A 21,978-nucleotide genomic window follows, 5' to 3' on the forward strand; every position below is an offset into this window, starting at 1 on the left:
GGAGAATAGGCGATGATGTTGACGACGGAAGAGTTATTGGCAGGCGGTTCGCTCCTCCATGAGGTGGAAATTCCGGCTGACCTGCTAAATCTCAATAGTTCATCTAATCAAGTGGTGAAATTGCGGCCGCTAACGGTGCGTGATTTGCAACTGATTGGCAAAGCTGCCCGCGATGACGAAAGTTTGTCAGCCGCACTAATGATTCAGCAGGCACTGGTCGAACCTGCTTTAAAAATGGAGCAGATCTCCAAGCTGTCGGGAGGATTGGCGCGCTTTCTGGTGCAGAAAATTAACGCGATTAGTGGCATTAATACGCCACAGGATGCGTTAGAAGAACTGGTGCAGGCTCCTTTGGCACGGGCGTGTTTCACCCTGGCAAAGGAGTTTGGCTGGACTCCAGAAGAAGTCAGCGGTATGACGATCGGGCAAATTCTGCTCTATCTAGAAATGGCTCGTCGTCATGGTGACACCCCATGAACAGCGCACAGGAGCTACTCCAAGCAAGTCATCGCTGTACTGGTGCGCTGCAAGCAGGACGGGCCCCCGATCGCTGGCGGCAAGACTTGCAACAACAAACGACGCGGACTAAGGCGTTACCGCAACAATGCCACTGGATAGCATCGGTGGCATTGTTGCAGATGAAGCCGGATCAGCCGCTGTGGGGGAGTTGCTTGTCCAGGCTTACCGGGGGAAGTGACCGCCTCACAGAAACCCGTCCTCCAGTAACGCGATCGCGCCCTGTGCCCTCTGCTCAACAGGCATTGTTGTCCCCTTCGGCTGAACCCGATTGTCCACCGCCCAAACGATTTCTCCGCCGATCGCCAACAGAGCCACAGCGCACTGAGCGATTAGCGCTAAGTACAACTCCAAAGGAACCGCAGACAGAACTTACTCCCTGTTCTGCCTACGAGCCGTTGCGTTTACCGACTCAGGCAAGTGCTGATCTGCTGCAATGTTTAGTTCAGAAGCCTGCGCCTACTAAACCGTTCCCAGAACCCGTCTGCGAACCCAAAACACAGGGTGCGTCTACGTCTAAAATTCTTCCCCGACAGCGCTTTAGTCCCATTGTGCCAACTCCGAAGTCACTGCCCAAGCTACCTCGTGATGTCTGCTTAGACAACACAAATCAAAAACGCTGGCGACAACAGTTGATTCAACGATCGGATGATTCTTTGCGCTCAGGGTCTCATGATCTAAATGTTCCGGTATCTCAGCCGTTGCAGCAGAAAAATTTAATTGAACCCTTAGCAGTGGAGGAATCGCCCAGTCATTCAGAACGAGAATTATCTAACAATCCCTGGCTATGTTCTTTAGGAACAACGGCACCCTTAGATCTGCTAACGGATTTGGTAACGTCGCGATCGACGGTTTCCAGTCCTTACGATCGCACGTCTGAATCAGAACCGCAGAGACGATCGCTGCTAACCCACGAGCCTCAATCATTGCCTGAACTGCAAGATTCAGCTCAGACAATGATCCCATCACATCCCGCGATTGCGCCCTGGCAGAATGCTCAAACCCGTTCTCCCCTAGAAATGCTGTCACCGTCGAGTGAGCGTCAAAAGCACCAAGCCGCCGCCGAACTTGAGCGGATTGATCCGCCTGCTGTTGCCCCAACACTACCCCCCCTGGTTGCTTCACAAACGAGTGAAGCCCCAACCTCAGTGACAACACCGTTGATTCAACAACGCGCCCAACAGGAAGCCATACCAGAGGCAGACCTTGACGGCTTGGCAAGTCAGATTAAACGCATTTTGGATGAGGAAGCACGACGTTACGGAATTAATGTTTGAAGGAGTGATCTATGCAACCCATGCTAGACGACATTGAACTGCCACAAGTGCAGGAAATCACGACTCACGAAAAGCGCACCCTAGCAGAACATAAGCCCCCCGGTATGTCGGGCAGTTTACTGCAAAACCTGGGACGACGACCTACTTATCTACTGTTGTGGGGCGTTGCCACTGGGTCTGAGGCGTTAGATACGATCGCCAAACTCAACCAGAAATTCCAGGCGGGTGCGTCGCTCTCTTTTACTGCCGACATCAGCACCGAAGCTAACATTGATCAGGTGATTATTGATAACTTGCAGGTGCAGGATTTGGCAGGTAAACCGCAGCGTTATGCCTATGTGCTGACGTTGCGCGAGTATATTGAACCTGTACCACCAGAAGATTTGTCGGCACTAAACACCGATATTTTAGACGATGCTTTGAGTGGGATTGACGACATCTTAGCAGGACTCGGTTTTGCAGATATTCTTTCACCGTTTATCACTCAGTTAACTGAAATTAATGATGCGCTGCAACGTCAAGGACTTGCCGCCGTGACTTCGCCCCCCGATCAATAAACCAATTTTGGATCTTAGATTTTGGACGTTGGATTTGAGCTAGTTGCTGTCATTGTCGCGATCGTAACGGTTGCTCTCTTTCTCCAGTTCTCCTTCAAACAGTTTAGTGAACAGCTCTCCCAGTCACCCGATCGGGAGCCGTCTACTCTACCGGGAGCCGATATAGAGACAACGGTGGTCGATCGACCTGAGCCAACAGCACCCGCCCCCATCCTCACTCAACCAGATTCACAACCAGAGTTCCCAGATACGCTCTCAACCACGGTTGACGAATTAGCTACTCAAGTTCGCACCCTACAAGCTCAACTCCAAACCCTTACCCCCCAAGAGGTCTCTCTAATGGCTGACAATGCTTTAGATAAACTAGATTCTGCCTTGACTGATCTATCCAAGATTCTGGATGACTCTGCCGTAAAAACCGCTCTAAGCGCGATTCCTGCCAGTATCAAAACGCCGATCGTCGAAGGCTTACAGAAAGTTTTGGATGTGGTTAAAAAGACGCTGAAGGAATTGGAAGACAAAATTTCCAGTGTGGTGAATCTCGACAAATTGTTTACGACAACGACGAATCTCTTAGATGCGGTTGAAGGATTGGTAACGGATCAAAAAAGTACCTTAGAAGATGTCAAGAAAGTGATCAGCACTGTACAAGATGTGAGTAAGGCAAAAGAAAAAATTACGGGCATCCTGGCAAAAATTGATGAGATTGTGAACAAACTGAAGGCAGCCTAGCGTTATGGTACGTCCTCTCCTCGGTGACATTGAGCTACAACAAGTCCAAAAAGTTGAGACTGAGGCAGACCAGACGCTTGCCCAGCACAGCATACCAGCGCTAGAAGGCGATTTCTTTCAGGGCTTGGGACGACGCAACACTTGGGTCAAACTCTCTGGGGTCTTAACAGGGGCCGAAGTCAAAACTGGGCTGAAAGATCTGCGCGACAAATTCCGGGATGCTCAACCCGTAGACTTCATTGCCGATATCGCCACTGCCACCCAGGTTAACCAGGTAGTCATTGAGGAGATGGGCGTGCGCGAACTGGCAGGAAAGCCTGCGCGCTTTGAGTATGCCTTTACATTGCGCGAATACATTCCGGCTCCTGCACCGCGCCAAGAGCCGCCACCCCCCATTCCGCCACGCCTCGATCCGGTGACGGCAACGCTGATTGTGGAAGTGACTGTTGAAGGAGAACCGACCTTTGACTTTAGCAAAGTGACGCTGACAGTGCAGGGAACGCAGGACGAGGACAACACTACTCTCGATCGTACCCTCACAAATCGAGCTAATAACATCTGGACAGAAGCCGATTTTCCGCCCGGCAGTTATACGGCTAGAGCGATCGTGCCCTCAGATCCAGAATTACCGCCTGGTTCGGCAACTGCTGTAGTTCAGAGTGGGCAGACTACCCAAGTGACCATTACCCTGCGCCGTAATCCGCAGCGGCTCACGAATGTTGCTAAAAAATTCGTGGTCCATTTCTGGTTTGATAAAGCGTTTGTTGAACCTTGTATGCGTCATGTGTTGCGGCAAGTAGCAGACTATGCCAGCCATCATGCTGATGAAAAAATGCTGATTGTTGGCAACACCGATGAAAGTGGTCGTGATAATTACAACTTGTCGTTGGGCGATCGTCGTGCCCGCAGCGTTTATGCTTACCTCACTTCTGGACGCGATCAACCAGGGGCATTGACAGAGTGGAATCTGCTACGGCGATCCCAAGATGGACAGCAGCCCACCGTCAAAGATAACTGGAATGTGCGGCAATATCAGTACATGCTTCAGACATTGGGCTTCTATCCGGGGAATGTCAAAGATACTCACGATGCACTGACAACCCAAGGTGTGAAGGACTTTCAGACTTCCAAGGGTTTGCCTCCTACTGGAGTCGTCAACGATGCTACCTGGGAGAAGCTGATTGAGGCATATTTGAGTCTCGATCCCCAAGCCGTTGCCGATGCCCAGTTTTTCCGAAATTGTGGCGATGAACCGTTGAAATGGGTTAGCTGTGGTGAGCAACATCCGCTTGACGATACGCCGATCGATGCCTGTGCGCCGGAACTAGCATGGCGACCAAACCGCCGCACCGAGATTCTGTTTGTCCGCGCCGATCGCCTCCCTCGCCCGGAACCGATTCCAGTAACCTTCAATCTCTCTGGGACTCCCCCTGTAGGTAGCGGTTGGTGTGTCGGTTCTAATACGCCTGATTCCAATGCCCGACGTTGCGACTTCCTCAAGCAAAATTGCAGCACGACTCTCGCCCCGGATGAGTGGTGTGTAGAACCCGTAGAACCTGGCTCCATTACAGTCAGCGGCTCGATCTCAGACGAAAACGGCAATTCGTTAGGCGAGATCAAATATGTGCTGATTGCTCCCGATGGCAAGTTCATGGATGGTGAGCGCAAATGTGGCCCCGATCGCGGCAAACCGATCAAAGGCAAAACCGCTCTGGATGGCACCTTTGCCTACCCCGATCAGAGTTCGATCGGAGTGTACACAATGGAAGTGGAATTGCCCCATCCGCCACAAATTGCCCACGCCAAAACCAAACCTCCGGCAACCGGGCGAGGCAGTGTCGTCTGCAAACGGCTGGATAGCGGCGATGCAGTTTTTGATGTGATTATCCGATCGGGTACGCCAAGCCAGTTTGCTGTTAATCCTCTGATTACCTTAACGTCAGCGATCGTCGTCGTGAAAAAGAGTTATACCAATCCGGCTCGTCAGCTTGTCACCTTAAAAACGGATGCTGAGTTTATTGGAGCGGGGACACTTGAGCGATCGAATAATGCAATCCGATTCTTTATAGCAGCGACAGGCAACACAGAAATTACCTTTAATGGCACCGATAACGTCTTTGATGGCGCACAGTTAACGGCAGGAGTTCCCCTATTTGCCGAAGGTGCAACGCCGAGTACAACAATAGATGATGTCCAATTAACGTTGACGTTATCGTCTGTTGATTTGCTGGTAGGGCCGCCAAAAACGGCAACTATGACTGCGGTGGAATTGACGCTGGAGATTGGCGATCGCCGTTCTGCGCCAGGAGTTGATCCCGTTCCGCTCTCCACTGCTGCCAAAATCGATCCCGGACGATCTCTGGAAATCCGCGATCCGAACAATGTGCATGAGAGAGCACTGCTGATGGTGCGTCCAGCAAATCCAGCCACTTTCACTGGAAATTTGGTACTCACTGCTATGAATGACAAAGTGCGGGTTTTTGCCGAGGCAGACGAAGTTCCGGCAACGGGGCAAACGCCTTTGCCAACCCCACAAGTTATTCCCAACGGCACGATTCCCCCAGACGGACTGAAGTTCTGGGCTGAAGGAGCCAATGTCAGTGCATCACCACGAGATAGCGGATTTCAACTAGGCATTCAGGATATCGAAAAAGATGGCGATCGAGTCATTATTACGATTACGCCAGGACGCATTTTAACCCTGCGCTTGATTGACGATCGGGGTCAGCCTGTGAAAAACGCGAGCTATCGACTTCAAGCCGCCGACAAAGAGTTTACAGGTTCCACCAATGTTCAAGGCATTTTGCAGCAACGGATTCCATCGAATGCAATAACAGGTAAACTACTGCTTGACTCCAAGTTGTTCCATCGCCGCAACCTCCAGACAGGCGAATTAGTGATCGACATTTGGAGCATCGATCTCCAGCTTCAAGATCTCGATCCACCCAACAAAGTTACCGGTGCCAAAGCGCGCCTGAATAATCTGGGTTTGTTTGCCGGAATTCAAGTGAATAGCAATTTGGATGATCAAACAAAACGTGCATTACAACGCTTTCAGACCCTTCATGGAATCGAACCTACGGGCAATCTAGATTCAGCAACCCAACAAAAGTTGAGGGAACAATATGGCAGCTAATTTACTGACTCCGCCAAATTCGCAAGATCCACCCGATCGATTACTAAATCGAACAGCACAAGTTGCGATCGGTGCCAGCAATACCCTTCGCATTCCTGGTGATTCGTTTCATGACGATTCAGGCTCTTGGTTTAAGACTGGAGCAGGACAGCCTTCAGTGACCGAAGGGAATCAAGTTAAATATTTCATTGATGCACCAGAAACTTTTGGAGAAATGGTCGCAGCAATCCGAACTGCAACGACTTCTGGACACTTTATTTATCTGCTGAATTGGTGGGTCGAGGACAAACTTGAGTTACTTAAGAATGATGAACCCGGTGTCACACTGGGTTCATTACTGCAACAAGCTTCGGATGAGAAGGTGATGATTCGCGCAATGTTTTGGGATCAGCAGTTCAGCCTACAGAACAATGCCGAAGCCAATCGCATTAACAAGTTAGAAAAAGGAGCTGCCATCATTGACTCACGTGGTAATGAAGATATCTTACCGATTTTAGAAAACATTATTCCCCTACATTTTGGCTCTCAGCACCAGAAGGTTCTCTGTGTGATGGGCGAACAAGGGTTAGTTGTCTTTTGTGGTGGAATCGACTTTAATACCGATCGCGTGAAATCAAAAGTGGAGGACTCCAGCGTCACTAAAGGTGCTCCTCTTCACGATGTCCACTGCCGAATTCGAGGTCCTGCTGCCGCAGATATTTTGCAAACCTTTATTCAACGCTGGAATGATCACCCTGAAGGACAGAAGCACAATCGCCCCCCAAATCTAGGAGGAAAAGGCCCTCTAATTGTCTTGAATGCTTTGCCGCCCTCAGCAGGTCCGCAGATCGTGCAAATTGGGCGAACGTTTGGCAAACTTGACTATGGGTTTGCACCCAATGGAGAAACGACCGCAAGAGAAATTATTCGACGGGCAATTCGCAATGCAAAACGATTTATTTATACCGAAGACCAATATTTTGTTGGCAATCCTGAAGTTCTCGAAGATCTCACCTTTGCTCTAAAACAGAATCAAATCAAGCATCTCACGATTCTCCTGACTCACTGGAGAATTAGTGATCTTCCCCTCGTTCAACATCATCGGCGTGAGTTTATTGGCAAGCTCAAGGCAGTTGGTCAAGATCGGGTTCGTGTCTTTACTTTACAACCACCGGGTTCGGACTCACGACAGTTTGAGCAAGGATTGATTCCCCATACTTATATCCATGCCAAGCTCTGGATCATGGACGACGAATTTGCGGTGATTGGGTCAGTGAATACAAATCGTCGGAGTTGGTCGCATGACAGTGAGATCGCCGCTGGAATCTATGACACCTCGAATGACAAAATTTTGACTTGCCGACTCGCTCACTGGTTTCGCATTAATCTATGGCAAGAACACCTGAACCTACAATCACCAGAAGGGGCTGCCGAGTTGACCGATGGAGTAGCCAGTGCAGTTCACTGGTTGCACCCACCTCCAGGCGCACGAATCCATCCATACGATCATACAGAGCCAGGTGATCAGCACCTTCCGATTCCCATTCTAGGTTTACCTCTAGAACTCGCGATTTACGACTCTGTGATTGATCCCGCCTAAAGTTGATAGTAATAATTTTGGTAGTCGAACCACTATGACTCTGTTCAAACCTGCCTATAAAATCATTGTTGCTCGTAAGTTCATCGACACCACCGATGAGCCAAAAGCCAGCACCGTCACTGACTTGACTATCAAGTTGGATTTGGAAGCATTTGCCGACAGTGCCACGATCGTGCTTGGAAATGTCAACGGTTTGCAGCCAGAACGCGACGATGAAGTCAAAATCTCGTTAGGCTATGCAGACAACGGCGGTCTGACGCAGGTGATAGTCGGATCAGTCGTGACAGTAGAACCCAACATCACCACAAAGCGCGTCATCGCTTACAGTGCTGCTGCCACCTTATTGCGAACCTTTGTAGATCAGACCTACGAAAACAAAAACGCAGGTCAGATTGTTCGTGATCTGGTGGACAAAGCCAAAGCCGGGGGCAGTTCCAGCACCAATCCTGTGCCAGTGGGCGGCGCGATCGACAGTGCGGTGAGTGGCGCGATCGGAGGTCTAACGGGCAAAACTCCTTTAGAAGTCGAGACGGCTGACGACGGCATTCAATTTCCAGCCTATGTGATTGATAGTCAACGAAGTGTCTATCATCACCTGCACGATCTGGCTGAATTGTGTGGTTTTGATCTTTACGTTAATTCTGATGGCAAATTAGTGTTTGAAGAATTTGTTGGGGGTAATATTGTTCATGTGTTCGAGTATGCTAAACACATTATTGAATTAGATATTCAGCGAACTCCACCTCGCGCTGGACAAGTGGAAGCCTGGGGAGAAAGCCCTGCCGGACGCGGTGGCGCAGAATCTTGGGCATGGCTGACAAATGATTTTACTAATGCGCGTGGTTCAGCCGGATCTGGGAGTCCGAAACTGTTATTAGAGCGTTCCGCATTACGCACTAGAGCCGCCGCCCTCACCGCCGCCAAAGCTGCCCTCACCGCGATCCAACGCCGCACCCTTCAGGGACGCTTGCTCATCCTCGGCGACCCCAAAGTCAAGTTAGGCGATGCCATCCGCCTCGCTAACCTCTCAGACGACAGTCTCAATCAAACCTATCAAGTCCGAGGAGTCACTCATCGCATCACCAAACTAGGCGGATTCACCACCACAATCCAGTTTCGTAGCCTGACCTAAGTCCCAGTCACTCTCCTTTCTCCCTATGTCAACCATCATCAGTACGCTTCAAGAAATTATTCGGCAAGAACTGCGCTCTGTGCGCGTTTCAGAACTGGGCATTGTCAAGGATGTTCATCCTCACAGTGGCACCAGTGATGATGATAACTATGGTTGCGATGTGCAACTAAAAAATAGTGGCTTGTTGCTGAAACGAGTGCCGATCGCGGCCGGTCACATTGGCACAGTTGGCATTCCCAATGTCGGCGATCTGGTTTTGCTGACGTTTGATAGAGGCGATGTCAATCAACCGATCGTCATCGGGCGTTTATATCACAACGAGGCGCGTCCACCGCTCAACAATCCCAATGAGGTAATTTTCCGGTTGCCCCTGGCCGAAGCCGATGAGAAGACGCTCAAAGCTGCCATTCGTAACATTTCCGCTAACGACTCGCCGCGAGAAATTTTGGTGGAAATGCCGCCCAAAATTACCCTGCACGTGACCGATGGAATGGTGAGAGCGATCGCGGGTAAAACCGAGATGAAACTCAACCAACCTGGAAGCACTGGAGGTGTTGTAACCGTGCTGTCGGGCCGCACTAAAATTACGATGAATCAGGATGGCGATGTGACGATCGAAGCCGCAGGCGCGATGACACTCAAGGCAACACGAGATTTAACACTGGAGGGAATGAATATCAAACTCAAGAGTCAGTTGAATACAGACATTGAAGCGGGAAGCCAGGCAACGCTAAAAGGAAATCTAGGAGCAACTGTGAATGGCGGACTCGCTTCAACCGTGCAAGGAGCAACCATCAGTGTGAGAGGAATTACTTCATTTTCACCTTAGTTGTCGGCTAACTCAACGTTGTTAGGTGATCTCAAAACTTAAAACTCAACAATCTAAGGAAGGTTCTATGCCTGGTTCCCCTGTTTCAATTGGTTGTGCGGTCATGGTGACCCCCGGTGCCTCTGGGCCGCCAGATACCGGAACGATCGTCACGGTGTTTCCCCCAGTGATTACGGCGGCAGGGCTGCCCCTCGCGACAACCGGATCACTGTGTCTGATGATTAACTCTGTTTGGGGAGTTCCCTACCCGTTGGTGATTGGCCCGTTAGCCAGCACAGGTGTGATAGTCGGTGGGCGCGGTCTGGTACGCATGGGCGATCAGATTCCCACACCTCCAGGAATGATGACGATTTTAGGCCCCCCCGCAGCCCCCTATATTTTGGATAATTCGTAATTGTAATTCAGGATTCAAGATCACCCAGTAGGGGACTGCTAAAAGCCTTGCTGATTCAACAGAATTGAAACACAAGCAACCTACAATTTTTGGATTTTAGACTCACTCCACCAATACAACCATTAAATTTCAATCTAAACTCTAAAATCAGTCAGCCGGAGGAACAGCCAATGACTCAAATCGAAGAACGGTGGGGCATTGATCTACGCTTGTTAGGCAATTTGGAACGGCAAAATAGCCGCGATCGTGCCAATGATCTCTCTACAACTCAGCTCGATTTACCCCTCGCTCAACAGACGGATGAAACCGCAGTCGTCGATTTGGCGGTTCTAAATGGTGCAGACAATCTCAAACAGGCATTGCTGCTGCGGTTTCTCACGCCATTGGGTGAACTGACTGCATTAGGTCATCCAGACTATGGATCTCGCCTCTATGAACTGATTGGTGAACTCAATAGCGAAGTCAATCGCAATCGCGCCAAAGTGTTCGTGCTTCAGGCATTAGCAGCAGAGCCACGAGTGAAAAGTGTGCGATCGGTGCAGGTGACGCAAAGCCAGGCTGACCGCACCCAAATCGATATTCATGTATCGCTAAGGGCGATCGACAGTGACACGGATCTAAATTTCGTCTTTCCTTTCTTTCTTGAACGAGGTGCGGGCGGGTGAACTCCGAAACAGTCAATTTAATTAATCGCTTATATCCAGAAATTCGGGATGACCTTCTAACTGCCTTGGTTGGGGGGGTGGTCAACGAACCGATTATTTTTGATGACAAGGTTGATTTCTATCCATTATCGCAAGCGGCGCGAGACGTGCGAAGTATCACGGGAACCGTCACGCCAGAAGGCACGGATCAATCTCAGCGATTTACATTTCAGCGATCGCTCGATTTCGAGGTAGTGATTGGTGACGGTGCGAGTGCGATCGTGTGGCAGAAGAACGGCAAGCATCCAGATGATGACACGATTTTCTATGTTGATTATTTTATTCCAAACAGTCGTTCTCCCATAACCGATATCAATGTCGGCAGTGTTAGCCGCACCATTTGCGAAGCCGTTGGACGAGAGGTTGCCACCGTCTATCAACAAATTAATCAAGCCTATTTAGCAGGCTTTGTCGATACTGCAACCGGAAAGTCTTTAGATTTAGTGGTGGCGATTCTCCACATTCAACGCAAACAGAAAGGGAATGCGATCGGACTGGTGACGTTTTTCCGCGATCCTCAAGCAGATGGCAACATCACGATCAACGAAGGTACGGTGTTAAGCACCAGCAAAAATGAAGCCACCTTCGTCACCACAGCAATTCGGACGCTGCAAAAGGGACAGGTGCGGATTGATGTCCCGGTGAGCGCGGGAGAGAATTCTAGTGGCAAAGCAGGCTTAGTCAAAGCAAACGCGATTACCACGTTGGCACAGCCGATCGCCGGAATTTCGCGCGTCATCAACTTTGATGCCACTATCTTAGCGAGTGAAGATGAGACAGATGAGCAGTTGCGCGCCCGTGCGAAAGCAGCCCTCAGAGGTGCAGGCAAAGGCACTCTGGCAGCTTTGCAGCAGGCGATTCTTGATGAACGAGCAGTGTTGTCGGAAGTCTGGGAACCCAATAGTCCGCCTGCCAAACAATCTGCGCTAGGGACGGTGAAACTGTTGATTGAAGCCGAGCCAGAGCGATTTCCGAGTCTGCAAACGGCGGTAGAGCAAACCCGCGCAGCAGGAATTCAGACCACGCTGGTTGCTCGGTATATTTACTTCAAACCGCGCCTTGTTGCCGAAGTCATTCGGGGACTTCCGGCGGTTGCCAAGCCCAAAGTGATTGACGACACGATCGCCGCCATTCAAACCTATGTGGACACGTTGAGCAGCGGCGATGATGCCGAGGGTGCAAAAATTCTAGACGCGATCGCCACCATCAAGGAGGTTGTCAAAGACTCTAAGGGCAAGCCAAAAGCCAGAATCATTGAAGTCGCCACCTGGCGCACCGACATCGGACGACCCGGAACCGCTGACCTCACCGATGCGCTGCTGATCGCCTTTCAGAGTGTGCCGCCAAACGATCCAGAAGCTCAACGTGCTGCCCTCAATCGCGTCTTAAACGAAACCACGACTTCGATTGTGCCTACGGGTCGCCGCATCGCTGATCGCAGTCTGATTGTTAGCCTAACCGGACAACCTGCCAAAGATGGCGAAGTCGAAATCGGACGCTTCAAAATTTCTGCGACGGTGGGCAACGAAAAATGGTGGATTGTTCTCGATCTAGAACCTGCTGACATTGTGTTAGTTGAAACCTCAACTTAGCAATTTGCAAACCGCGACTTGACTCCGCTGGCTCAATCCCAAATGACAAATATGGCGACTAAAACCGATCGGATTCTCAGCTACCTCCCTAGCACCTTCCGGGTTACCCCTCGACCGGATGTGCTCTATGCCCTCATTGATGCATTTGGCAGGGATTTGCTGTTAGCGGAAAATAGTTTAGCAGCGGTCATGGCAGCGCATTGGGTGGATTATGCCGATCGCAATGCCGCCAACATTACAGACTTGGCAAAAATTGCGGCGCTATATGGGCTGGCTCCCCGTCGAGAAGCAGATTTGACAGGACTGGCACCGAGTGCGGACGCGGGTGACGTACTGGAGACGGTGGAGGAGTTTCGGGAGCATCTGAAGCGGTATATTCGCACGTTTTTAGAAGGCACGGTGACGGTGCAGGGAATTTTGCGCGTCACGGCAGAAGCGCTAGCATTGCAGATTGCGGATGATTATCAAGACCTGGATTGCTGGTGGCAGCGGAGATCGGAGACGTTAACCACGATCGTGCCGCGTTTGGAGGATGCAGCATTTGCTGTGTTTGGGATGAAGGCAGGGCAAGTTGCAGGACGATCGGCGCATCCAGCACAGGTGAAAGGGTCTATGGATCTCAGCAACGGGGTAGATTTGCGCGGCGCAAATTTGCTGCGGTTAAAAATTGGTGACGAGAATCCGATCGAGATTGATTTAACAACGGGAGCGAATGCGGCAAATGTCTCGCTGAACACAATCGTGGCAACGTTGAATCAACCCTTAATCGGACAAGCGATCGCACGTGCAGAAAATGGGTTGTTAGCTATCACTTCCTTAACTTCTGGCGCTTCTAGTCGCATTGAGATTCACGATGGTTTGAGTGATGCCGCTGAACGAGTATTCGGATTAGTACCTTGGGTCTATCGTGGCAGTGAGTCTCAATCGGCTCAAGTGATCGGCACTGTTGCGCTGAGTGATTCATTGGATCTACGACAACATCGCTATTTGCGTTTAGTCGTCGATCGCACTCGTGTAGCTGAAATTGATTGTGCAGGTGCAAATCCCGCTCAAACTACGCCGCAGCAAGTTTGTGATGCGATCAATCAAGCGCTACAAATCGCCAATTTTGCGACGCTGCAAGCAGGGCATTATCTCAAATTCACCTCCCCGATCACAGGATTTAACAGCAGCATTGCGTTTCAGACTCCTGCGGCTCAAGATGCAACGGCTTTCTTATTTGGGGAGGTGCAGAGTTTTTATATCGGACAAGATCCTCAACCTGCAAAGTTTAAAAGTCAACGGGACTTGAGCCAGGGAATTGATCTACGCGATCGTGCCACCCTGCGCTTCCAAGTTGATAGTAACGCGACGATCACGGTCAATTGTGCGGGCAACGATCCGCGTAACACTCAGATTACCGAAATCGTGACGGCGATCAATCAGGCAGCCCAAGCAGAGATCGCCACTCAAGACGGACAATTCATCACCCTTGCCTCACGAGACACGGGCAGCAGTGCGCGGCTCATTCTAGACACTGCCCCAACCCATGATGCACTAGAGACAATTTTGGGGGCGCGTCCGCGTGTTTTTGAGGGCAGAGATGCCACAGCCGCAGCGATCGTCAGTGTTCCAAACCTGACTCAAGAATTAAATCCTCAGCCGGACAAGTTTTTGCAGTTAACAGCGATTCAGATTGCGGTGGATGGCGGTTCCCCGGTAGAGATTCCCTTGCGGATTAATTTACGATCGCCCGGCGAGAATGTTTCAACTGCTCAACGTCGCCATGTACACGAAATTGCCAATGCCATTAATCACGCCTTCCCGAATCTGGCGATCGCAGATCAACAGCGCTTGATTCTGCGATCGTCCACATTTGGAGATGCCAGTCGATTAGAAGTTCTGCCGCTAGAAATTCAGCAAACGCAACGATTTATGACTCGTGCAAAAATCACGGATGAAGCGGCTCTAAAAATCTTTGGGTTTCTGGAGCAGGAAGCTCAAGGAGATTCTGGAACGAATGCTCAGATAATCGGTGCAGTAGACTTAAGCCGCAGCGTAGATCTACAGACGCAGCCATACTTACGGATTAGAATTGATAATCATCCACCAATCGATATTAACTGCGCGGGTCAACGTCCGCGAGTTACAGCGATTGATGAAGTGGTGAAGGCGATTAACACTCGTCTGGGCAGATCAATTGCCAGTCATGATGGACAGCATTTAATCCTTTCATCGCCCACAGCCAGTCAGGAAAGCCGGATTGCCGTGACTGAGCCGCAGGCTGGCGATGCGATCGCGCCGCTAGGTTTACAACCCGGCACCTTCAAAGGACAAGATGCCACAAAAGTCAGCTTTGTTGGCTTAGTCGATCTGCATCAAGGCATCACCTTACCGCCCCATGCTGCAATTAAACTGGGTATTGATGGAGCAGACCCGATCGAGATTTCCTTCACAGATGCAGAACCAAATTTCCAACGTCTTGATCAACTATTGCTCAAGATTAATACGACGCTGAATCAGGTGATTGCCAAAACCGATGGACAGCACATCAGCCTGACCTCGCCATCAACGGGCACGAATGGCAAAATTCAGTTTGCAGTGCCGACTACTGGAGCAAATGTGACAGCCGCGCTATTGGGGATTACACCGCCCCGACTCTATGAAGGCAGTAATGCGATCGCAGCACAGATTACAGGAACCATCCGCTTGGATACCGTTGATTTACGCATTGCACGATTTCTGCGGATCAAAATTGGCAATGCTGCGGTGAAAGAGATTGATTGTGCTGCTGGAGTGCCGATCGAACGGCTCAATGCCGTGACATTAAATGAAATCATTAATGCCATTAACACGGCAGTTCCCGGACTGGCAACTGCTTCTCCAGAAGGCCCACATTTAGTCTTACGATCGCCCCAACCCAATCAAGAACTTGTTCTCGAACCCTACACGTCTGGCGATGCCCGCAAGCGCTTGTTAGGCGAAGTTCCGACGGAGGTAACAGGCACCAATCCCACTCCTGCAACGATCACAGGCACAATCGATCTCTCTCGACCTGCCAATCTTAGCCGCCGCAGTTTGTTGCGATTGGCAGTGAATGGCGATCGATCTGTTGACATTGATGTAGGTGGATTCGATCCCGGTTCAACATTCTCGGATGAGATCATTGCAGCGATCAATGCGGTGTTTCCCGGTCTAGCCACCTTGAACTCGGACGATCGCTTACAACTTATTGCCCCCAACCAAGGCAGCGAAAGTCAGCTTTCTCTATTGCCCCTGCGCTATTTAGATCTGATCGAATATGCGCCCAAGCCGATGCACATTTTGCCGCGATCGGTGCGACATGGCGACCACTGGGCGATCAACAATCCGGGTGTGGTGGAGAGTTCGAGTGAGATTACGATTCATGCGCCCTTTGGTGTAGAGGGGCCAATGCTCGTCAATACTGCACTGGGTTGGCGGGTGCGCGTCTTTACCCTGCTCGATCGCGGGGAATCTGTCACCCTCCAAACCGATGCCAAACTCGGCTTGCAAGCGATGGTGACTGCTGCCAATGGGGTGACTCGTAAGGTGCCGAGCGATCGGATTTTGGTCGGCCCTCTGGGCGGTCAAGTGTGGGTGCCTTTTGCCGGAGCCGCCCCGCTAAACCAGGACACCGAGCATCAACTCACCCTCGATTTGAATAACCCACAGGCGGCTGAGATTGTTCACTTGCGGGCCCGACAAGCCGATCAAGATTACGGCGAAATTACAGTAAAAGTTGTGGAGAGTGCGCCGACCATTGTCACCCCTGCTAACGTGATTGCGAATGGGAGTGAAGTCACCCTGGTGGGACGAGTGCGAATGCAAACTAACACCGTTCAGTTAGTCGATGCCACCGAAGATCCGATCGCTCAACTCAAACCCAGTGCAGGCATCACGCTCTCCGCCTATCAGGATCGCGTGGTGACACTGAGTGGAATTTTGTACGCCGATCGCATTCTCCTCGTGCAGCAGATTGACTCGCTGTTTGATGTCACGGTGCAGCCGACTCATGGCAAAGCCGAACCCTATTCACGAGTGACGATCGGAGGCGCAACAACAAACGATTCTTTGGTTTACCAGATTTGCGTTCGTTCTCGTTTAGTCGTCGCCACTGCCTTAAACAAAGGTCAGGTGTTGACCTTGCCACAGGGTAAATCGAACTGGATTTACCTCGACTGTTACAGTAGCCGCTTCGATCAAGCTTACTTTGATGAAGGACACTTTGCAGGCGGCGTTTGCTATGAGCGAGGTATTTTTGATGTCAGTCGCTTCGAGAACGAGGAGGAACCCCCACAACTCGCCGCAGTCTTCGCTGCTGCCACGATCGTCGATCCGCCTGTCGAAATCACCTTCGCGTGGCAAACCTACCAACCTGGCAGCTTCCAAGTCAACTTGCCTGCCGATTTGCCCACGCCTTTCGGGGCAAGATTTAATCAAGCCCGATTCAGTCAGGAAAAAGGCAAACCCGACCTGTATCCAGAAGCGGTCTTAGAGAACACTGGCGATCCAACTTTCGACCAGGCTCATTCTCTAGTCAATTTACTCGAACGCTCCAATCTCGTCAAAGCAGAAGAAGTCGATCGCATTCCTCTGGGCTGGAAACCTATCACGCTGCCCTTCCGTAAGCCCCAGCGCCTGACGTTAGGCACTGCCAGCAAGCCCGCCCAAATTTACCTCATTGAAAAGGCGTTGGCAGACCAGGGCGTGAACCGATTTATCAAAGTGCAAGCCCGCGAACCGGGAACCTGGGGCAATGACCTCAAAGTTTCCGCTCGTCCAGCAGGTGCGGCGATGTATGAAGTGACGATCGCCTACACCGCCAGTCGGTTTGAGAATGCGCGACGGGTGGCGCTGGGCAACCCGCTCTCGGTGCTAACCCAAGAGATTCTACACCCTCAACCGATCGGCGTTTTGCAGGCGAAAGCCGCAGGCGTTGAGGTTGATGTCACCCGCGAGACGTGTCAATAACGGCGAACAGCGTTCGTCTACATCGCTTCTGTTCAATCCACAAACTAACATTCTGTAAGGAGAAAGCTATGCCATTTAATTTTGACCCGTTTGATTTTTTCAAAGCTGGAGAACTGATTGTTGCTGAAAGGCTCAACAACGTTCAGATCGAAATCAAAAAATACGTCAATGTTGAAGTCGGTAACGTCAAAAAAGCTCTGGACGATTACAAAGCTAAACCGATCGATGCCAATAAATTTGGCGGCAAAACCCCAGAAGAATGGACGAAGCTGAATGACGAGCGCTATGTGCAACGCTCAGAACTCAAAGGAGGCTGGGGCGAATATCGTCGCTACTTCAAACAGCTAAATCGTCCAACGACCGACCCTGATCCCGCCTTAGTCGAACACAATCTGCGGCGCTATCCTGTGGTCAGCCTGTTTGAATTGATGCAGTTGATCACCACCGATGAAGATGCCAAAAGACTGCTCTCGGATGACACCAGCAAAGATGCCCGCTTTGTGGTCTATTACGCAGGACGGCGTGACCCGATCGCCGAAAAGTTCATGACCCGCAGTGCCGATGCCACCTTCTGGGGAGACACGATCGAACTGATTCTAGAGCAATTTGGCTTAACCCCGACTTCGACGCAAATGTTTGACGATGTGCTGAACGATCTGTGGGGCAAAATGTTCGATCCGGGACTCGATCAAGACAACTTCCGTCGCGATGCTTACGGACATTCCCGCTACATCCAAACAGAGTTGTTGGGCAGAGGACGCACCGTCCAAGAGCTGAAAGCTGGCGGAGTCTGGGAAGATCTGCGTGTGGCAATTCGTCCACAAATGATTCCCACCAGCATTGACTTTAGCAGTAGCGCTGTCGATGCTAATGGCGTTCGCGTTACTAATCGCGTTGATGTCTTCCACCTGAGTCAAAACGTGGTGGATGTGAAAGCAGTCAAGCCGATCGACTTAATGGTATTGCTGCGAACCTAAAAAGGGATGAAATGGCTGTAGGGGTAGCGCCCCCGTGACTACTCCTGAACCTATCTACTACTGTATACACAAATTGCTTTGAGTTCGGATTGCTGGGGGTTTGCCCCCTAAATCCCCCATTCTGGGGGACTTTAACCCAAAACTTTCAGTCTCAAAGTCCCCCAATTTTGGGGGATTTAGGGGGCAGAAGCCGATCACAACGCAGCGAGAGGACTTAGGTATACACGTTAGCCTGATATATAAAGGGCAACCACAGGGGGATTGCCCCTACCTCAATCCTCTATTCAGCAATGCCCCTTCTATCTAACTTGGGACGCGAGAACAATGAGATTAGATGAGCAGTATTGGGGAAGCGACGATCGCTTCGAGGGCGATCGCACCCTCTGGTTGCGGAGTTTGCCTGCCAATGCCCAGGTGACACGGGCAGTGGTGACGCTGACCCCTGCTACACCAACGGGTGGCACACTGTTTGAGGAAATCATTCAGTTTGGCAGCGCGTTGGGAAACTCAAGTCAGGGGGATTTTGGCACCACCAAAGTCCGTGAAATGAGTTTGCCGGATGCGGTCAATCGCTTCATTGAGGTGGATTTTCATGCTCGTCGAACGGTGGTGCGGCTGCAAGGGAATGATCTCACGAACGTCAAGCTCCAAATCGATCTCGGTGGCACCTATGTAGATCTAAATGGGCGGGGAAGTATCAAAACACCCAGTGATGGGACAGATGATTTCCTCAAGTTCACCCAGCAGAATAATGACCCGGTTCCCTTGCCAGGACTGACGCTGAATAAATTTAAGTTGCGCGATTTTGCCAATACTGCAACAGATCTCACCGCCGTAACTATTCGGACGGTGCCCACAAATGTGAGTGTGCGGTTGGGACAAATGCCCGCTTTTTGGACGCGCATCGGGGAATTGAGCCTCGCTGCTACTGCTCCCGATTTTACGCCGATTCTGAATGCGTTTCTCGCAACTGCAACACCAGAAAATGGCTTTTATGCAATTCCAGTGATTATTCATTCAGACACACTGGCGCGATTGCATGTGCGATTGCAAATTGAATATTTCGTTACGCAATCTGGATTGCCAGCACAGTTATCAGAAGCAACGCTAGGATATAACTTTAGTACACTCCCGATCGGGAACACGCTCCTCACCCAAGTTGCCTTACCCGAAGGCGCAATTCCAGTACCCGGACAAACAACGGCTCAGGTGCGCGGCGAGTTTAAGCCCAGTCGTGTGGCTTTGGGTGAAGTCGGCGAAGTTGCCAAACTGCTGCCCGTCCTGGTTTCGCCCCAGCGCTCTCTTGCCCAACCGATGCAATCGAACACAGAAGAAATTGCCGTCACCGGAATTGATCTCCTGTTCGACAAAACGCAACCCGATTTAACAGGACTGAACCTGAGCATTCAGGCCGATGCCGATGGCAAACCCTCTGGCGAAGTTTTAGCCAGTGCCGAAGTCACGGTGGGAAAACCCTTACCGCCTGATGAATCGAGTTGGGGCAGCGCCACGTTACCGACTCCGTTCCGCGTCTTGAAGGGCACTCGTTACTGGCTGGTGCTGCAAAGTCAAATCGGGCAGGCTTACTGGCAGGCGCAAACCGATGCTCAGATGCTAGTAGGATTGCAATGCCGTAGCAGTGAGGGCTTATCTTGGCGGCAGGCAACTCCTGATCTGGCGGCGATCGCCAACAAGCTCAATGTCACTCCGTTACCGACGGCGAGTTTCTCAACGCAAGCTGCTAAAGAAGTCGGCACCCCGGCTCCTTTAACGGCTCTATTTCGATTGCGGAACCAGCCCGATCGCTTCACAGTGCCGCTGCATCTGCAAATAGGACGCGGCAAAGCGGCGATGAAACTGCGGCTGAATGAATTCGATCCGTTGGGCCGGGTAGAATTTCAGTTTGACTTCAGTCAGAAACTCGTCGAATATTTGCAAAAAGCCATCAACGTCACGGTTTGTGGCACAGAAAATCTGTTGGTGAATGGCGATTTTCGCAATCCGCTGGTCGATGACGCGACGCTGAAACTGTTTAAACTATTGGATCAGGATCAACGGCAGGCAAGTCGGCGCGGTTACTACGAGGGAGGCAGTTTTGAAGGAAACGCTCTCCAGCAAGACATTGATTTGCAAGTTGAACGGTTTATTGTCTTAGAAGTGGGCAGACATCGTTCGATCGAGGGTTCAAACGCGATTGCCAGTTCCATTCCACAATCTGATTGGGAAAGCATTCATCGTCCGATTCGGATTGATTGTGCGGGGAAAGTTTCTGGTCGCACTACGGCAGCAGAAATTGTCGAGGCGATTAATCTGGCGATCGGCAGCCCTTCTGTCGCGTTCCTTTCCCCAAACAATTCTGCCAACGCCCCCAAACAATGGGGACTGGCTGCTCCAGAAGGCACCTTGCTGCGGCTATATCTCTGGTGCAGTACGCAAGTGCCGATCGGTTGGCAAGGCACACCCGGACGGATTCTGCGCTTGCGAGTTCCTGGGGTTGATCGCATTGCGACGTTGCTCATCGATCCAGATTTACTCCGAACAGAACAGGTAGAGTTAACCTGCCTCCCACCGATTCCGATCAACCCCAGGGCGGTGATTCCAGATGAATTCAGTCTGTCTCAGCGAGTGGCTTGCCGTGCGGGATGTTCCTATTTGTTTCAATTCATCTACTGGATTTTCACCAGTCGGCAGGCGATTATTTCTCCGGCTGCGTGGCAAGTGATTTGGCGAGATGCAACCGGAACGATCCTTCGCACCGATACCGGAGAACTGGAGCCAGTTTTGCCGACCGAAGCCACGTCACCGCCTCAGACTTTGGCACGGGTGACGGCTCAAGCCACGAATTTTTCTGAATTGTTCGAGGTTAGAGTGACTGCACCCCCGCAGGCAACAGAGGTTGAAGTGCGGTTTGTTCAGCCTACCCCCGGAGGACTTTGGCTAGAAGCAGTGGCACTCATTCCGACGATCGAGACGCTGGGCAATCCCACGTTTGCACTGCGATCGGGGGACAAACTCCTGCACTGGCAGCGCTTGAGTGGGGCGGCCACGCTGCCGCAAGATGTGCCGCTGGCAGAGGTTCAGAAGTTTCCCGATCGCGCGATCGTGTTGAGTGGCGGCGATCGAGAAAACACCATTCTGACGCAAGTCGCTGAGGTCGTCGCAGGCGCACAATATCAACTGCAAGTCAAAGCTCGGACTCAGGCAACGGCAACGCCCCGTGATCCGCAAAATCAGCCTTTGCAAAACCGGGCGCGGCTGGAGCTTCGCTGGTTAGGGCAACAGGGAGTTCTCGGTGCAGCGATCGTGTTGCCTTTAGATGGGCCCGATTTTCCAGGACACGCCTGGACAGGTGCCGCTCCCGCCGCCGCTATTCAAGTTGAGATTGGGTTAATTCAACCCAGAGGACAGGGCGATTTGCGGGTGCAGTCGGTTTCGTTCTTGCGGATGGATGGACTTTCAGTGCCACTGATTTTCTTGAGCGAAGCACCCGGAGAGTTGACGGTTTCCAGTTTGCGAGTCGTGTATGATTTGCCGCCGCCGCCGACCGTTTTGGAGCCACCTGTGAAGTCGGTCGATCGCCTG

At 51.2% G+C, this 21,978-nt stretch carries 14 protein-coding genes; all 14 read left to right on the top strand.

What is annotated here, in order from left to right; genetic code table 11:
• Positions 1-12 precede the first annotated feature (12 nt).
• Positions 13-477, top strand: a complete 465-nt coding sequence (locus BRW63_RS09635) for a hypothetical protein (protein WP_083582807.1) — start codon at positions 13-15, stop codon at positions 475-477.
• On the top strand, positions 474-1,793 hold the full coding sequence (locus BRW63_RS09640; protein WP_073070677.1) for a hypothetical protein: 1,320 nt from the start codon (positions 474-476) through the stop codon (positions 1,791-1,793). The genes BRW63_RS09635 and BRW63_RS09640 overlap by 4 nt, the downstream gene beginning before the upstream one ends.
• An 11-nt stretch (positions 1,794-1,804) precedes the next feature.
• On the top strand, positions 1,805-2,350 hold the full coding sequence (locus BRW63_RS09645) for a hypothetical protein (protein WP_073070678.1): 546 nt from the start codon (positions 1,805-1,807) through the stop codon (positions 2,348-2,350).
• A gap of 21 nt (positions 2,351-2,371) precedes the next feature.
• Positions 2,372-3,082, top strand: a complete 711-nt coding sequence (locus BRW63_RS09650; RefSeq protein WP_073070679.1) for a hypothetical protein — start codon at positions 2,372-2,374, stop codon at positions 3,080-3,082.
• 4 nt (positions 3,083-3,086) lie between these two features.
• Positions 3,087-6,218, top strand: a complete 3,132-nt coding sequence (locus tag BRW63_RS09655; RefSeq protein WP_073070680.1) for a peptidoglycan-binding protein — start codon at positions 3,087-3,089, stop codon at positions 6,216-6,218.
• Positions 6,208-7,797, top strand: coding sequence for a phospholipase D-like domain-containing protein (locus tag BRW63_RS09660; protein ID WP_073070681.1), 1,590 nt, complete (start codon positions 6,208-6,210; stop codon positions 7,795-7,797). The genes BRW63_RS09655 and BRW63_RS09660 overlap by 11 nt, the downstream gene beginning before the upstream one ends.
• A 34-nt stretch (positions 7,798-7,831) precedes the next feature.
• On the top strand, positions 7,832-8,929 hold the full coding sequence (locus BRW63_RS09665; protein WP_219898387.1) for a hypothetical protein: 1,098 nt from the start codon (positions 7,832-7,834) through the stop codon (positions 8,927-8,929).
• 25 nt (positions 8,930-8,954) lie between these two features.
• The gene (locus BRW63_RS09670) at positions 8,955-9,758 is read left to right on the top strand and encodes a phage baseplate assembly protein V (protein ID WP_073070682.1); all 804 of its coding nucleotides are present in this window, start codon (positions 8,955-8,957) and stop codon (positions 9,756-9,758) included.
• A 67-nt stretch (positions 9,759-9,825) separates the two neighbouring features.
• Positions 9,826-10,152, top strand: a complete 327-nt coding sequence (locus BRW63_RS09675; protein WP_073070683.1) for a hypothetical protein — start codon at positions 9,826-9,828, stop codon at positions 10,150-10,152.
• 170 nt (positions 10,153-10,322) lie between these two features.
• Positions 10,323-10,817, top strand: a complete 495-nt coding sequence (locus tag BRW63_RS09680) for a GPW/gp25 family protein (RefSeq protein ID WP_073070684.1) — start codon at positions 10,323-10,325, stop codon at positions 10,815-10,817.
• Positions 10,814-12,448 (top strand): baseplate J/gp47 family protein, encoded by a 1,635-nt coding sequence (locus tag BRW63_RS09685; protein ID WP_073070685.1) that lies wholly within the window; start codon positions 10,814-10,816, stop codon positions 12,446-12,448. The genes BRW63_RS09680 and BRW63_RS09685 overlap by 4 nt, the downstream gene beginning before the upstream one ends.
• A gap of 51 nt (positions 12,449-12,499) precedes the next feature.
• Positions 12,500-17,419, top strand: a complete 4,920-nt coding sequence (locus BRW63_RS09690; RefSeq protein WP_106253948.1) for a hypothetical protein — start codon at positions 12,500-12,502, stop codon at positions 17,417-17,419.
• Between the two features lie 68 nt (positions 17,420-17,487).
• Positions 17,488-18,396, top strand: a complete 909-nt coding sequence (locus BRW63_RS09695) for a hypothetical protein (RefSeq protein ID WP_073070687.1) — start codon at positions 17,488-17,490, stop codon at positions 18,394-18,396.
• A 324-nt stretch (positions 18,397-18,720) separates the two neighbouring features.
• The coding region (locus BRW63_RS09700; RefSeq protein ID WP_143162033.1) for a choice-of-anchor R domain-containing protein at positions 18,721-21,978 on the top strand (3,258 nt) is incomplete at its 3' end.

The organism is Phormidesmis priestleyi ULC007 (assembly GCF_001895925.1).
Classification (GTDB): Bacteria; Cyanobacteriota; Cyanobacteriia; order Leptolyngbyales; family Leptolyngbyaceae; genus Phormidesmis_A; species Phormidesmis_A priestleyi_A.

Coding starts and splice junctions, on each gene's coding strand:
- BRW63_RS09665 (WP_219898387.1), top strand. CDS start 7,832: ATGACTCTGTTCAAACCTGCCTATAAAATCATTGTTGCTCGTAAGTTC.
- BRW63_RS09695 (WP_073070687.1), top strand. CDS start 17,488: ATGCCATTTAATTTTGACCCGTTTGATTTTTTCAAAGCTGGAGAACTG.
- BRW63_RS09675 (WP_073070683.1), top strand. CDS start 9,826: ATGCCTGGTTCCCCTGTTTCAATTGGTTGTGCGGTCATGGTGACCCCC.
- BRW63_RS09640 (WP_073070677.1), top strand. CDS start 474: ATGAACAGCGCACAGGAGCTACTCCAAGCAAGTCATCGCTGTACTGGT.
- BRW63_RS09680 (WP_073070684.1), top strand. CDS start 10,323: ATGACTCAAATCGAAGAACGGTGGGGCATTGATCTACGCTTGTTAGGC.
- BRW63_RS09690 (WP_106253948.1), top strand. CDS start 12,500: ATGGCGACTAAAACCGATCGGATTCTCAGCTACCTCCCTAGCACCTTC.
- BRW63_RS09670 (WP_073070682.1), top strand. CDS start 8,955: ATGTCAACCATCATCAGTACGCTTCAAGAAATTATTCGGCAAGAACTG.
- BRW63_RS09645 (WP_073070678.1), top strand. CDS start 1,805: ATGCAACCCATGCTAGACGACATTGAACTGCCACAAGTGCAGGAAATC.
- BRW63_RS09655 (WP_073070680.1), top strand. CDS start 3,087: ATGGTACGTCCTCTCCTCGGTGACATTGAGCTACAACAAGTCCAAAAA.
- BRW63_RS09635 (WP_083582807.1), top strand. CDS start 13: ATGATGTTGACGACGGAAGAGTTATTGGCAGGCGGTTCGCTCCTCCAT.
- BRW63_RS09660 (WP_073070681.1), top strand. CDS start 6,208: ATGGCAGCTAATTTACTGACTCCGCCAAATTCGCAAGATCCACCCGAT.